The following is a 14,206-nucleotide window of genomic DNA, read 5'->3' on the forward strand; positions in this document are numbered from 1 at the left end:
CGCCCGGATCGCGGGTGTCAGGCCCATAAACCTCGTAAAACAAAGCCCACTGCTTGCACAGTGGGCTTGTTGACCAGTAACGCCTGGCTTACTGAGGGGAAACTTCGGTTTTTGGTTTACCGAAGTGCCATTCGTAGACCACGAACTTGAAGTCCTTCAGGTCGCCCTTGGCGTCGAAGCTCAGCTCGCCGGTTGGGGTCTTGAAGGTGCCTGCGTGGATGGCGGCAGCGACTTTGGCGGTGTCTTCGCTTTTCGCGGCAGTGATACCGCCGGCGATCACTTCAACAGCCGAGTAGGCCGGGAACACGAAAGGACCGGTTGGGTCCTGCTTGTTCTTGGCGAACTCTTCAACAATGGCTTTGTTGGCCGGGTCGGTGTCGAAGGATTTCGGCAGGGTCACCAGCAGGCCTTCAGAAGCGCCTTGGGCGATTTGCGAGATGGAGTCGTTGCCGACACCTTCTGGGCCCATGAACTTGGCGTTCAGGCCTTTTTCCTTGGACTGGCGCAGGATCAGGCCCAGCTCTGGGTGGTAGCCGCCGTAGTAGACGAAGTCCACGTTGGCTTGCTTGAGCTTCTGGATGATCGAGGAGAAGTCTTTGTCGCCAGCGTTCAGGCCTTCGAAGACCGCGACTTTCACGCCTTTCTTCTCGAGGGTCTGTTTAACGGCGGTGGCGATGCCTTCACCGTATTGCTGTTTGTCGTGCAGTACGGCAACGATCTTCGGCTTCACGTGGTCGGCAATGTAGTTGCCGGCCGCTGGGCCTTGTGCGCTGTCCAGGCCGATGGTGCGGAAGATCAGCTTGTAGCCACGTGCGGTGATTTCCGGGCTGGTGGCCGCCGGGGTAATCATGATGACGCCTTCGTCTTCATAGATGTCGGACGCTGGCTGAGTGGAGCTGGAGCAGAGGTGACCGACTACGAACTTGACGCCGTCGTTGACCACTTTGTTGGCCACGGCCACGGCTTGTTTCGGATCGCACGCATCATCGTATTCAACCGCGACGAGCTGCTTGCCGTCGACGCCGCCTTTGGCGTTGATGTCGGCGATGGCCTGCTTGGCACCCATGAATTGCATGTCGCCGTATTGCGTCACAGGACCTGTCTTAGGCCCGGCGATGCCGATCTTGATGGTGTCGGCTGCGAACGAATGGCCAGCAACCCCAGCCAGGACCATAGCGGCAAACAGTTTGGAAATCTGCTTAGTAGCCTTATTCATAGTGCTCCACTCTTACTGTTGTATTTTTTATAGTTCTAGCGGCCTTGTGAGCTGCAGAACCGGATCAGATATCTCGGATATCCCCCCGGCATTGCCCTGGCAACTGTACCGGTACAGTGTAGAGCGCCGGTTGATCGCTTGAAAAGCTGGCTGCTGGGGGCAAAACCTGGGTGTGTCGCTTTAATGAAAGAAAAAGACAGAATTGCGGCGGGGTGATGCCAGAGTCTCGGGCAATCCTTGGCTTTTCTGACACTTTCTATCGATGCCTCATTTGCAACTGGGTTTTTCTGCCTGAGCCCGGACGTTATGATTGCGCCGTTTTTTACATCAGGTGAATTCCCATGACGCAAGAACCTAGCACCCTCTATGCCAAGCTGCTCGGCGAAACCGCCGAAATTTCCTGGAAGGAGCTTGAACCGTTCTTTGCCAAGGGTGCCCTATTGTGGGTCGACGCCAAGCTGGATTTGATCGAAGCGGCCGAGGGAATGGCCGAGGATAACCGTGGAAAAGTCGCTGCGTGGCTGGCTGCGGGGAGCCTTGGCGAAGTGTCTGCGACGCGGGCATTGGACCTGGTTGAGCGTGATCCCAGCCTGTGGGCGGTGGTGGTTTCGCCGTGGATTTTGATCCAGGAAAGGGCAGCGTAAGAATAGTCAGCACCAAAGTGGTGCGCTATTTTCGTCGGTGCAAGTGTGTAGCTGAGTAACCGCTGACGCCGTGATGGCATCTTGCCGTAGAGAAAGGTCACAGGTCAGGGTGACGTGCGCGTCACGGGAACAGTTTTGCGCGGGGTCGAAGGCTCGGGGAATTGTTTCTGGGTGTGGCCAAGATCAACGTATGGAGTGGCTGACTGGCCGCCTTTGCGCGCAATCCAGCGCCCACATTCAACGGCGTTCCTACACACGGAATGCGGTCAATGTGGGTGCGGGCTTGCTCACGAAGGGCGCGACTCGGTCTAGGCAGTCTTGCCAGTATGGTTATTCAACGAAATAACTTTGGTCTTGCCAATCCGATGGCGATAAATCTCGCGCAGGTACTTGATCGCCTTCTTCACACAATCCCGTGACAAGCGAATATCGTTGATCGACACAAACTTCTCCTTGTCGTTGATCAACTCCCGGTACTTCTTCTCATACATCGGTTTGATCGCGTACCAGTTGGTATCGAGAATTTTCGCCGGGTTTTCGAACTCGTTGAGCAGCTCATCAATCCGGTCTTCATCGAAATCCTCATGGATGATGAAGTCCAGGATCGAATTATCCAACGTGTCATCAAACCGGTACGGGTTACGCGCAAAGCAACGCTTGATAAAGGCCACGATCAACGTCAGGAAATCATCTGACAGGCACGGGCTCTTGGCGATCAGCGTGGTCAGCGACAAGTTGGCCGACGCCCCGATCACCAGCGCATACCGCTTGAGCGTGGTGTTGGGAAACAGGCTATTGAGGTGCGTCTTCAGCCGGTTCAGGTCCATGTAGGACAGCTTGTAGTCCTTGGGCAAGGACACAATCGACACCACCGACGAGCAGTTCTTGAAGAAGTGCAGGTCATGCAGGGCGGCTGCGTCGTAGCCGGAATTCTTGTATTGCTCCAGTGACGCCTTGTAGCGTTTGGATTCGATCGGCAACAGGCTGATGCCTTCGATGGCCTGGGTCACTTTATTGAAGTGCGGCAGGTCGATGGAGCGGAAAAACAAGTCATCGATATTCAGCCGCTGTGGCTCTTTATCGAACACTTTGAACTTGTCATTCGACGGCGCCGGCGTTTCCGGTACCACGGACTCGGCATAGGCAATCGCTACCGGTCCCGCCAGGCTCATAAACAGGTCGTTGGCATCCAGGCGGATGGTTTCGCCAATGTCGATACCGGCACGCCGGAAATAGTTCTGGTCGTAATCGGTCGTCACCGCCTGGGCGGTGAGGATGTTGAAGATCTGCTGGGAGATGTACTGGTTGGCGTGTTTTTCCATGGCATTGACGTCAATGTTCTGGATATTGCCGTCATCGCTCTCTTCGGCGTAACGCATGATGTCGTTGGAGATCAGCATCATTGCGTTCCATGGCCGGATACGTCCCTTCACACTGGCTTCGCTGCTGTCTTCATTGTCGAAGTTGTAAGAGAAGTCCCATTCTTCCGACAGGTATTTGCATAACAGCCGCCCAGCGTTGATGTGCAGGGCCTCGGACATTTCGCTGCGGTGGTCGGAGATGTTCGGCAGCACACAGATGCCACTGGTGAAGATCGGCTCGAAGACAAACGCGTGGCCACTCTTGCTGTCGTGCTCGTCGGCGGGTTTGGTGTCGAACGTCTTGTTCATGTACGAGTGTTGCTGGGCCAGGCCAAACTCCGAGGCCATGCCCGACCCCGTACCGCCGCCGGCGCTGAAGATCGAGAAGTACAGACGCGACTGGTTGGCCTTGATGCCGCAGGAGTCGATCAGGTAGGAGTGAATCATCTTCCAGTCGGGGCTGGAAAAACGCTGGGTGTCTTTATTGAGGATGATCTTGGCCAGGTACTGGCCCAGGATCGGCGCGTTACCGGCGCCGCCGGCATGGACTTCCGAGAGGTCCATTATTTTCATCTTGCTGTAGTCGCGCAGGAAGCCGCTTTTTTCGCCCTTGCGCGAAAACCGGATGCGCCCGGCGATGTCCTTGTCCAGGTCACCCAGCATCACCAGCGGCTCCACCAGGAACACCGGTTTGGTGGCCTTGCCGCCGCCCAGGCGCAGGTTGTTTCGGATCCACTGGGCCGGGCTGTAGCCCTTGTCCTGCGACGTGTCTTGCGTGCTGAATTCGTTCAAGTAGAACTTGCGCGCGTTGTAGACCAACTCTGCCACGTCCAGCGCGATATTCGAACCGCAGCGGCCCAGGCCGATCAGGCACACCGAGGGAAATTCCTGCTCGTCGCGCGGGTCGCCGTCACCGTCTTGCTGGGGTGGGCGCGGGAACACCATGTCGCGCAGGCCGTCGAGGTTATCGAGGATGCGGTCGGTATTGGTTTCGGTGAAGTACAAGTACTGCTGGGTGGCCAGCGGACGGGCGCTGCTCAATGACTTTGAACCTGAGGATTTTTCCGCAGGAGCTGTCGGCAACAGGTCGAGGATCTCGGTGGCAGAGTTATTTTTAGAGGTCATTGGGCGCCATGTACCTGGACAGATGGCTTAAAAATCAAGGAGCCATCATTGAATGAGAGTTCGCGACTTTACAGTGCGTCTGAGTCCGGGACGGTCGGGTTTAACCCTGATTTTTCAAGGGGAATCGTGGCCGGACTCTGATGAATCGGCCGTTCGTCGGGGTTCTTTAGGCAAATGATGGCGAAATGCCAAAGAACCGGCGTCAGCGAATTGGCCTGACGGTCGCGGGTGGGCTGATACGGGCCGGGGTGGGGGCTTTCGGCGCAGGTGCCTCTTTGCTGCCTTCCACGCTGAAAGGGTAGAGCGGGTTGCGCATCTGGATGCCCTGGATCACGCCAACGATGTCGCAGAACGGCACCGCCGGGCTCAGCAGGTAGCCCTGAATGAAGTCACCGCCATGTTTGAGCAGCAGCTCGAACTGTGCCTGGGTTTCCACGCCTTCGGTGACCACCTGTAAGTGCAGGGTGTGGGCCATGCCGATAATCGCCTGGACGATCTCGATATCGGCGGTGGATTTGGGGATGTCCTGGATAAATGAACGGTCAATCTTCAACGTGTTGATCGGTAGGCGCTTGAGGTACGCCAGCGACGAGTAGCCGGTGCCAAAATCATCGATGGCGAGCGAAACCCCCAAGGCCCGAATTTGCCGCAACAGCGCCAGGGTGCTGCTGATATTGCCCATCAGCGCGTTTTCGGTAACTTCCAGTTCCAGGCGGTTGGCGGCAATCCCGGCGAAGCGCAGTGCGGCTTCTATTTCATCGGCCAACTCGTCACGGGTCAGGTTGAGGGCCGAGCAGTTCACGGCCATGGTCAGTTCGCTGTAGCCCCGGTCGGTCAGCAGGCTTAAATCATGGCAGGCCTGCCGCAACACCCAGTGGTCCAGCTCGGCGATCAACCCGTTGCTTTCGGCGATGTCGATAAACCGGTCCGGGGCCAGCAGCCCGTGTTGCGGATGTTGCCAGCGCACCAGGGCTTCCAGGCGGGTGACCTTGCCGAGTTTCATGTCGAAGATCGGTTGATAAAACAGCACCAACTCGTTGCGGCCACGCAGGGCTGCGCGCAATTCCTCTTCCAGTTGCAGCTCAAGGAAGGCACGGGTTTTAAGGTTGGAACTGAAGAAGTTGAGGTTGTTGCGCCCGGCGTCTTTGGACTGGTACAGCGCCAGGTCGGCGGTTTTCAGCAGCTCTTCGCAGGTCAGGCCGTCTTCGGGAAACAGGCTGATGCCGATGCTGGTGGTCATCACCATGCGCCGACCAGCCAGTTCGACCGGCTCTTTCATCTTCTGCATGATCCGCTGCGCCATGTGCCGCGCTTCATCGCGATGGTGAATATTGATCAAAATGCAGAATTCGTCCCCACCAAACCGCGCGACCACGTCGTCGTGGCTGCGTATCGAACCTTTGATATGCCCGGCCAATACCGTCAGCAACTGGTCGCCGGCGTCATGCCCCAGGCTGTCATTGATCCGCTTGAAGTGGTCGATATCGAGGAATATCACCGCCATCATGCCGTTATTGGCCGTTTTTTCAGCGACTTTCTCAGCGAAGATCTGATTGAACCCTCGGCGGTTCAGCAGGCTGGTCAACGCGTCATAATGGGCAACCTGTTGCAGTGATGCGCGGGCCTGGTCGAGTTCGCTGAGCAGGGCGTTGACCCGGCGCAGGTCGCGTTCCTTGTGCTGCAGCTTTTTGTCCGCCAGGGCCGCGCTGACGCCGCTGCCGATCACCAACAGGGTGATAACCGCCACAGACAGGCCCAGTTGAATAGGGTTGTTGTCCAGCGGCAGCGCGAGGTCGGCGCCGCTGGGCACCAGCATTTGCATAGCGGCCATGCCGGTGAAGTGCATGCTCAGGATGCCGGCGCCCAGCACCAGGCTCGCGGCGTATTTGAGCAATTGATGGAAAACCCCGGCGCCGTTGCGCAGGTGGCTCGACAGCAGCAATGCCGCCAGGCTGGCGCCAATCGCGATAACCACCGACGCGATGAACAGCCACGACTCGAAGTACACCTGGGCCTGGGAGCGCATGGCCGACATGCCCACATAGTGCATCAAGGCGATACCGAGGCCCATCCACACCGACGCCAGTAAATACTGATGGAACCGCAGGTGGGCATGACTGAGGGTTTGCATGGCAAACAACGAGGCAATCAGGGCGATCACCAGCGAGGCGAACGTCATGAGCAATTCGTAATGAATGGCAATAGGCGCCTGGAAAGCCAGCATGCTGATGAAGTGAGTCGACCAGATACCGCCGGCGAGGCACCCAGCACCCAGCCAGCGCCAATGGCGGCGGGCGGTAGGGTCTTCTACATGGCCGACACGTTCGGCCATGTCCAACGTACCAAACCCGGCCGCGCAAGCGACCAGGTAGGCCAGCAACACCAGAAAGGGGTTATGACTGCAATTGAGTAATAAGTGCCCATTCTCTGGAAGGTCGGTAAAAAAATACATACCTAGCCATTCCATAGCATGTCCCGTCAAAGTCCGTACGTCATTGCCTTGAGCAATGGCCTATGGACTCCAGTATAGAAGCCTCGCGGGATTTGCCAGGAATAATGGCACTTTGATTTCAATGATTTTGGCATGCCGCTCATAGCGATTGATGCTAAGCGCTGATGGGCAGTTCCAGCTCAAAAGGGGCTTCCAATGGCGGCAGGCCGAATGCCGCGCGTGCGGTATCGCAATCGACGTTCGGTACACCCTGGCTCCACGACGCGTCGAACTCACGGCAGGGGCTCGACCGTTGCTCATAGATCGTGCAGCGTGTGCCCTTGCCGACTTCCCCTTCAAGGCTGCAGCAACGCGCGGGTTTCTGGTCGGTTCCGATCATCGCTACGCGTGTGGGGTTGATCTGCACCACAAGGTCATCGGGCACCGTCCCCCCGGAGGAGGCGCACTCACCCCAGAAGAAAGACACGCGAAAGTGTGAACAGCAGGCACCGCAACTCAGACACGGACTGGCTTCGGACATGGGCGTCATCGATAAGAAAAGTAGGATGGGGTGTTTCGGAAGGCTCGCCATTCTAATCCTGCCATGGCCGTTGGGAAGGGGGGCGAGCACTTATATTTTCGTAGGAAAACCCTCGCAATTGCGGGTCAAGGTCCGGGTGAAATTACGCCCTATCAGCTTTACGAATCATTACAGACAACGGCCGTCTGCCTGACTATGTTGCAGATACCTGAGCAGGATGCATCGGGCATCGCTGCGCTCATAACAATAAAAGAGACGGACCCATGCAGAACTCGACCCAAGCGGCGAATGCCTGGCGCATTCTGTTCCTGCTGTTCCTCGCCAACCTGTTCAATTTCTTCGACCGCACCATTCCCGCGATCATCATCGAGCCCATCCGCATGGAGTGGCACCTGAGCGACTTTCAGCTCGGGATCATCGGCACCGCTTTCACCATTGTCTATGCCATCGCCGGCCTGCCGCTGGGGCGCATGGCCGATACGGGCTCACGCAGCAAACTGATGGGCTGGGGCCTCTTCGCCTGGAGCGGGCTGACGGCGATCAACGGCATGGTCGGCAGTTTCTGGACCTTCCTGCTGGTGCGCATGGGCATCGGCATTGGCGAAGCCAGCTATGCGCCGGCGGCCAACTCGCTGATTGGCGACCTGTTTCCCGCTCACCGGCGCGCGCGGGCCATGGGCATTTTCATGCTGGGCCTGCCGTTGGGGCTGCTGCTGGCATTCTTCACCATCGGCGCGATGGTCAAGGCGTTCGACAGCTGGCGCGCGCCGTTCTTTATCGCCGCCGTGCCGGGAATGATCCTCGCGGTGTTCATGTTCTATATCAAAGAGCCCAAGCGCGGCGCCGCAGAAACCGTGCAGGTTTCCCAGGAACGCGTCGACCGTCCAATCCGCCGCGTGCTGGCGGTGCCGACGTTCCTCTGGCTGGTGTTGGCCGGGCTGTGTTTCAACTTCGCCACCTATGCGTGCAACTCGTTCCTGGTGCCGATGTTGCAACGCTACTTCCTGATGCCGTTGCAGGACGCTGCGGTTGCCACCGGGGTAATCGTCGGCTTGACCGGCTTGGTGGGCCTGACGCTGGGCGGCTGGATTGCCGACAAGATCCATCAGCGCGTGGCCAATGGCCGACTGCTGTTCGCGGCGTGCAGCCTGATCATCTCCACGGTTACCACCGCCTGGGCCTTGCATGCGGGGCGCATCGAGATTGGTGTGTTTGTGGCGCTGTTCAGTGTGGGCTGGTTGTTCGCTTATAACTTCTACACCTGTGTGTACACGGCGATTCAGGATGTGGTCGAACCCCGCCTGCGGGCCACGGCGATGGCGCTGTTTTTTGCCGGGTTGTATCTGCTCGGCGGAGGCATGGGGCCGGTTGTGGTGGGCGGGCTGTCGGATCACTTTGCCCATTCGGCGATGTATGCCGACGGAGCGGCACAGATGACTGAGGCTTATAAGGCCGTTGGCTTGCACGACGCCATGTACCTGATTCCGGTGGCGCTGTTTCTGACCATGCTGTTTCTGTTCCAGGCGTCGCGCAGTTTTGTGCGTGATGCCAAGCGGATGAAGGCGGGGCTGGGGGCGGTGGAGGTGCCGGCTGCTGCGGCTACGGCCTGATGCCAAGGTGACCCTTTCGCGAGCAGGCCCGCTCCCACCTTTGACCGAGTTGCCAGCTCGATCACCGAATCATGTGGGAGCGGGCTTGCTCGCGAAGAGGCCCTTAAAGGCAACGATATTCTCAAAAGCATGCAAAAGGCCCGCATTGCGCGGGCCTTTTTTAGCCGGGCAGGGCGGTTATCAACCCGCCACCAACACCCGAATCGCTTCCAGTCGCAGCGCCGCCTTGTCGAGCATGGCCAGGCCCTGCTCGCGTTGGTTGCGCAAGGCCACCAGCTCGCTGTCGCGCACGGTCGGGTTGACCGCTTGCAACGCGGTCAAGCGCGCCAGCTCTTCGTCGGTATCCGCTGCCAGGCGGCGTTTTGCCTCGGCCACACGTTCGGCGTGGCGCGGGGTGATCTTCTCTTCGCCGGCGTTGATGCGCGGCGTCAGCTGATCGCGCTGGGCCTGCACGAACTTGTTGGCACTGGCGCGTGGCACGCTTTCCAGTTGGTCGTTCAGGGTTTCAAACGACACGCGGCCGGACAAGTCATTGCCGTTGGCATCCAGCAGGCAGCGCAAGGCGGCCGGTGGCAGGTAGCGGCCCAGTTGCAGCGAGCGCGGCGCAACCACTTCACTGACGTAGAGCAGTTCCAGCAACACGGTGCCCGGCTTGAGCGCCTTGTTCTTGATCAGCGCCACGGCGGTGTTGCCCATCGAGCCGGACAGCACCAGGTCCATGCCGCCCTGCACCATCGGGTGTTCCCAGGTGATGAATTGCATGTCTTCGCGCGACAGCGCCTGGTTGCGGTCGTAGGTGATAGTCACCCCTTCGTCGTCACCCAGCGGGAAGCTGGCGTCGAGCATTTTTTCGCTGGGCTTGAGGATCAGCGCGTTTTCCGAATGGTCTTCGCTGTCGATGCCGAACGCGTCGAACAGGGTTTCCATGTAGATCGGCAGGGCGAACTGGTCGTCTTGCTCAAGGATGTCTTCCACCAGCGCATCGCCTTCACCCGCACCGCCGGAGTTGAGCTCCAGCAAGCGGTCGCGACCGGTGTGCAGCTCTTGCTCCAGGCGCTCGCGCTCGGCACGGGCTTCGTCGATCAGGGCTTGCCACTCGCCGTCGTCGGCGTTTTCCAGCAGCGGCAGCAGGCGCGGGCCGAACTGATGCTGCAAGGCGTTACCGGTCGGGCAGGTGTTGAGGAACGCGTTCAGCGCTTCGTGGTACCACTGGAACAGGCGCTCTTGCGGGCTGGTTTCCAGGTACGGCACGTGCAGTTCGATCACATGCTTCTGGCCGATCCGGTCCAGACGGCCGATCCGCTGTTCCAGCAGGTCGGGGTGGGACGGCAGGTCGAACAGCACCAAGTGGTGGGAGAACTGGAAGTTGCGGCCTTCACTGCCGATTTCCGAGCAGATCAGCACCTGGGCGCCGAACTCTTCATCAGCGAAGTAGGCAGCAGCGCGGTCACGTTCGAGGATGTTCATGCCCTCGTGGAACACCGTGGCCGGGATGCCGGAGCGTACGCGCAGGGCGTCTTCCAGGTCCATGGCGGTTTCGGCGTGGGCGCAGATCACCAGCACTTTAGTGCGCTTGAGCATTTTCAGCTGGTCGATCAGCCACTCGACGCGCGGGTCAAAGCGCCACCAGCGGTTTTCCTCTTCAACATCCGGTTGCGACTGGAAGCTGACTTCCGGGTACAGCTCGGCGTGTTCGCCCAGTGGCAACTCGAGGTATTCATCCGGGTTCGGCAGCGGGTAGGCGTGCAGCTTGCGCTCCGGGAACCCTTGCACGGCGGCACGGGTATTACGGAACAGCACGCGGCCGGTGCCGTGGCGGTCGAGCAACTCACGCACCAGGCGTGCGCTGGCTTCGGTGTCGCCATCGTTGACGGCGGTGAGCAGTGCTTCACCTTCGTCGCCGAGGAAACCCTGAATGGTTTTATGTGCCGCTGGCGACAGGCGGCCTTTGTCCAGCAGCTCCTGCACGGCTTCGGCCACCGGGCGATAGTTCTCGCTTTCGGCGCGGAAGGCGTGCAGGTCGTGGAAGCGGTTCGGGTCCAGCAGGCGCAGGCGCGCGAAGTGGCTGTCCTGGCCCAGTTGCTCCGGGGTGGCGGTGAGCAGCAGTACGCCGGGAATCACCTCGGCCAGTTGCTCGACCAACGAGTACTCAGGGCTGGCTTTCTCTTCATGCCACACCAGGTGGTGGGCTTCGTCGACCACCAGCAAGTCCCAGCCGGCCGCGAACAGCGCGTCCTGGGCCTTCTCGTCGTCAACCAGCCACTCCAGCGCGACGAGGGCGAGCTGGGTGTCTTCGAACGGGTTGGTGGCATCGCTTTCGATAAAGCGTTCTTCGTCGAACAGCGCAACCTGCAGGTTGAAGCGGCGGCGCATTTCCACCAGCCACTGGTGCTGCAGGTTTTCCGGGACCAGGATCAGCACGCGGTTGGCGCGGCCCGACAGCAACTGGCGATGAATCACCAGGCCGGCTTCGATGGTCTTGCCCAGGCCCACTTCGTCCGCCAGCAATACCCGTGGCGCGATACGGTCAGCGACTTCGCGGGCGATGTGCAATTGGTGAGCAATAGGTTGTGCACGCACGCCGCCCAGGCCCCACAACGAGGATTGCAACTGGCGGCTGGTGTGTTCCAGCGTGTGGTAACGCAGCGAGAACCAGGCCAGCGGGTCGATCTGCCCGGCGAACAGACGGTCGCTGGCCAGACGGAACTGGATGAAGTTGGACAGTTGGGTTTCCGGCAGGGTGACCTGCTCGTTCTGCCCATTGAGGCCGTGGTAAACCAGCAGGCCATCGACGTCGTCGACTTCCTGTACGGTCATTTTCCAGCCTTCGAAATGGGTGATGGAGTCACCCGGCGAAAACCTCACACGAGTGAGGGGCGCATTCCGTAGCGCATACTGACGAGTGTCGCCAGTGGCCGGATAGAGCACGGTCAACAAGCGGCCGTCCTGTGCCAGAACGGTGCCTAACCCCAGCTCTGCTTCGCTGTCACTAATCCAGCGTTGCCCCGGTTGATACTGCTGCGCCATGCTGCCTGACTCCCGCCGTGAAAAAGCCGACTATCTTAACGGAACAAGGCCCTCAGCCAAAGGACTCTGACAAAAACTACTCCGTTAACGCATGGGTTCGAAAGCTCGATCGACGGGTGGCGGGCACTTGCGAGTGTCGATTCGGTCACAGCTTGGCGAGCTGGCGCTCAAGTCGCCCTGCAACCCGCCGACAGCCTGTTGATCAGGAGAATATTATTATGCTGCCACCCATGCTGCCCGTCAGCGTCGTGCCGGTCACGTCACAACTTGACCCGGTGCGCCAGAAGCCGGATATCCCGCCCGTGGTGCCAGTACAAGCGGGCTCCAACGAAAGCACGATCGACTTGAAAAAGGGCGATTCCGAACAGGCGACCTTGCTGTTGCGCGAAGAGCAACGCCGCCAGCAAGAGCAGCAGAAGCGCCGGCGCGAAGCCGACGAAGACCCTGAGGAGCACCTGGCGATTCCCGGCGATACATTGAATGCCGATAATACTGTGCCGGTGGTGCCGCTTATCGAAGATGCGCCGCGCCAGGGGCTGTGGGTGGACGTTGAGGTTTAATCGCGCAACTCACGCAGCGCCGCGAGCAGTCGTGCGATGTCATCCTCGGTGTTGAGCGGGCTGACGGACACCCTTGCGATACTGCTCAGGCCACGCGCCTGCATGTCCAATGGAGTGTAGGCCACGCCATTGGCGCCGACAGTGATGCGCTTGAGGCCCAAGCGTCGTTTGAGTTCGAAGGCATCCCAGCCAGCGAGGTTGAAGGCGATCAGTCCTGAGTGATTGGCGCCCAAGTCATGCAGGGAAACTCCCGGAATCTGCCGCAAGCCTTCGCGGATTTGCCCGCTGATCTGCAAGACCCTTTCCCACGTCCTCTCTACGCCCAGTCGATTGACCTCCTGTAACGCCGTGCCTAACCCCGCCAATAAGGCGTAGGACACTTCGCTGGTTTCAAAGCGCCGGGCGTCGTCGCGCAGGTGGAAACCGTCGGCGGCCCAAGGGGCTGAAAACACATCGCGCTGGGCGGGGTTCAGGCGCTGGAGGAAGCCCGGCCTTACATACATCAGCGCCGTACCGCGTGGCCCGCGCAGGTGTTTGCGCCCGGCTGACTTGAGCACATCGCAGTGCAGTGCCTGCACGTCGACCGGCAGTTGCCCCACGGCTTGGCCGGCGTCGATGAAATAGGCGATACCGTGACGCTTGGCCACTTCGCCGATCGCCTGGGCGGGGTTGATCAGGCCACCGTTGGCCGGCAGCCAGGTCAAATCGATCAACTTGACGTTGGCATCGATCATCGACTCCAGTGCCACCGGGCAGACCGCGCCGGTTTCATCGCAAGGAATGACGTCCACCTGGGCGCCGGACTGCACGGCCCGTTGCATACTCGCCAGGTTGCCGCCCCATTCATGGCGGCCGACCAGAATCCGCTCGCCTGGCTTCCAGGCGCCCAAGGCCTCGAATGCCATGCTCCAGGCGGTCGAGCCGCTGCTGGCAAAGGCAATCGACGAAGTCGGCGCATTGAGCAATTGCCCGGCCGCACGCCGGGCTTTTTCGACCAGCACAGCGCCATGCTCGCCGGCCTCCATCGGGCCGTCGCGGGCTTCACGCTGTAATTGGTCGATGATCGCGTCGAGGCTGGCCTGGCTCGGCAGTGAGGCACCGGCGTGGTTGAAATGCACCAGGCCCGACTGGCAGCCGGGCGTGTCGTCGCGCAGTTGCTGGACTTCGAGCGGGCTCACGGCTGCAGCTCGAAAATCGCATCAACCTCCACCGCCACCCCAGCCGGCAGGCTGGAAACCCCTACGGCAGTGCGCACGTGCCGGCCCTTGTCGCCGAGGGCGTTGACCAGCAGGTTCGAGGCACCGTTGGCCACCACACTTTGGCGCTGGAAGTCGGCGCTGCTGGCAATGAACACCCCCAGGCGCAAAATCCGCACCGCGCGCGAAAGGTCATCACCCAGCGCATCGCTCAATTGGCCCAACAGGCCCAGCGCCGCCAGTTCCGCCGCCTGGGCGCCTTCTTCATCGCTGAGGGATTCGCCCAGCCGACCGACGTAGGCGGGTTTGCCGTCGATCATGGGGATCTGCCCGGAAATGAACAGCTGGTTCTGGCTGACCACATGATTGATGTAATTGGCCGCCGGCTGGCTGGGCGTGGGCAGCGTCAGGCCAAGGGCTTGCACGCGTTGGCGGATGGAATCGCTCATGTTGAATCCTCTTCGGGTGGGAGGTTTCAGCATGTTGGCTGCGGCG

At 60.0% G+C, this 14,206-nt stretch carries 10 protein-coding genes; 3 read left to right on the forward strand and 7 right to left on the reverse strand.

What is annotated here, in order from left to right; translation table 11 throughout:
• Positions 1–88: 88 nt before the first annotated feature.
• Entirely contained in the window at positions 89–1,216 is a 1,128-nt protein-coding gene (locus CPH89_RS17755; protein ID WP_053254800.1) for a branched-chain amino acid ABC transporter substrate-binding protein, read from the reverse strand.
• A 341-nt stretch (positions 1,217–1,557) separates the two neighbouring features.
• Here CPH89_RS17755 and CPH89_RS17760 point away from each other — a divergent pair, with 341 nt between their 5' ends.
• Entirely contained in the window at positions 1,558–1,860 is a 303-nt protein-coding gene (locus tag CPH89_RS17760; RefSeq protein ID WP_053254801.1) for a DUF2288 domain-containing protein, read from the forward strand.
• Positions 1,861–2,168: 308 nt separating this feature from the next.
• Here CPH89_RS17760 and CPH89_RS17765 read toward each other — a convergent pair whose 3' ends face one another.
• The 3 genes from CPH89_RS17765 to CPH89_RS17775 form a co-directional block, all read right to left on the reverse strand.
• Positions 2,169–4,346 carry a hypothetical protein gene (locus CPH89_RS17765; RefSeq protein ID WP_053254802.1) on the reverse strand — a complete coding sequence of 726 codons (2,178 nt, stop codon included), beginning with the start codon at positions 4,344–4,346 and terminating at the stop codon, positions 2,169–2,171.
• A 202-nt stretch (positions 4,347–4,548) separates the two neighbouring features.
• Positions 4,549–6,813, reverse strand: coding sequence for a putative bifunctional diguanylate cyclase/phosphodiesterase (locus tag CPH89_RS17770; protein ID WP_053254803.1), 2,265 nt, complete (start codon positions 6,811–6,813; stop codon positions 4,549–4,551).
• A gap of 139 nt (positions 6,814–6,952) precedes the next feature.
• Positions 6,953–7,318: a YkgJ family cysteine cluster protein gene (locus CPH89_RS17775; RefSeq protein WP_053255350.1), complete on the reverse strand. Its 366-nt coding sequence runs from the start codon at positions 7,316–7,318 to the stop codon at positions 6,953–6,955.
• A 263-nt stretch (positions 7,319–7,581) separates the two neighbouring features.
• Between CPH89_RS17775 and CPH89_RS17785 the strand changes: the two genes are divergently transcribed.
• On the forward strand, positions 7,582–8,928 hold the full coding sequence (locus tag CPH89_RS17785; protein WP_053254804.1) for a spinster family MFS transporter: 1,347 nt from the start codon (positions 7,582–7,584) through the stop codon (positions 8,926–8,928).
• A 180-nt stretch (positions 8,929–9,108) separates the two neighbouring features.
• On the opposite strand, the gene rapA is transcribed toward CPH89_RS17785, so the two are convergent.
• Entirely contained in the window at positions 9,109–11,955 is a 2,847-nt protein-coding gene (rapA, locus tag CPH89_RS17790; RefSeq protein WP_053254805.1) for an RNA polymerase-associated protein RapA, read from the reverse strand.
• Positions 11,956–12,173: 218 nt separating this feature from the next.
• On the opposite strand from rapA, the gene CPH89_RS17795 reads away from it, so the two are divergent.
• Positions 12,174–12,515, forward strand: a complete 342-nt coding sequence (locus CPH89_RS17795; protein ID WP_053254806.1) for a hypothetical protein — start codon at positions 12,174–12,176, stop codon at positions 12,513–12,515.
• On the opposite strand, the gene CPH89_RS17800 is transcribed toward CPH89_RS17795, so the two are convergent.
• The gene (locus CPH89_RS17800; RefSeq protein ID WP_053254807.1) at positions 12,512–13,693 is read right to left on the reverse strand and encodes an aminotransferase class V-fold PLP-dependent enzyme; all 1,182 of its coding nucleotides are present in this window, start codon (positions 13,691–13,693) and stop codon (positions 12,512–12,514) included. The two genes, CPH89_RS17795 and CPH89_RS17800, sit on opposite strands and share 4 nt — an antisense overlap.
• On the reverse strand, positions 13,690–14,160 hold the full coding sequence (locus CPH89_RS17805; protein WP_053254808.1) for a RidA family protein: 471 nt from the start codon (positions 14,158–14,160) through the stop codon (positions 13,690–13,692). Before CPH89_RS17805 ends, CPH89_RS17800 begins: the two co-directional genes overlap by 4 nt.
• Positions 14,161–14,206 lie beyond the last annotated feature (46 nt).

The sequence above is a fragment of the Pseudomonas fluorescens genome, from assembly GCF_900215245.1.
Taxonomy (GTDB): Bacteria; Pseudomonadota; Gammaproteobacteria; order Pseudomonadales; family Pseudomonadaceae; genus Aquipseudomonas; species Aquipseudomonas fluorescens.

Coding starts and splice junctions, on each gene's coding strand:
- CPH89_RS17755 (WP_053254800.1), bottom strand. CDS start 1,216: ATGAATAAGGCTACTAAGCAGATTTCCAAACTGTTTGCCGCTATGGTC.
- CPH89_RS17760 (WP_053254801.1), top strand. CDS start 1,558: ATGACGCAAGAACCTAGCACCCTCTATGCCAAGCTGCTCGGCGAAACC.
- CPH89_RS17765 (WP_053254802.1), bottom strand. CDS start 4,346: ATGACCTCTAAAAATAACTCTGCCACCGAGATCCTCGACCTGTTGCCG.
- CPH89_RS17770 (WP_053254803.1), bottom strand. CDS start 6,813: ATGGAATGGCTAGGTATGTATTTTTTTACCGACCTTCCAGAGAATGGG.
- CPH89_RS17775 (WP_053255350.1), bottom strand. CDS start 7,318: ATGTCCGAAGCCAGTCCGTGTCTGAGTTGCGGTGCCTGCTGTTCACAC.
- CPH89_RS17785 (WP_053254804.1), top strand. CDS start 7,582: ATGCAGAACTCGACCCAAGCGGCGAATGCCTGGCGCATTCTGTTCCTG.
- rapA (WP_053254805.1), bottom strand. CDS start 11,955: ATGGCGCAGCAGTATCAACCGGGGCAACGCTGGATTAGTGACAGCGAA.
- CPH89_RS17795 (WP_053254806.1), top strand. CDS start 12,174: ATGCTGCCACCCATGCTGCCCGTCAGCGTCGTGCCGGTCACGTCACAA.
- CPH89_RS17805 (WP_053254808.1), bottom strand. CDS start 14,160: ATGAGCGATTCCATCCGCCAACGCGTGCAAGCCCTTGGCCTGACGCTG.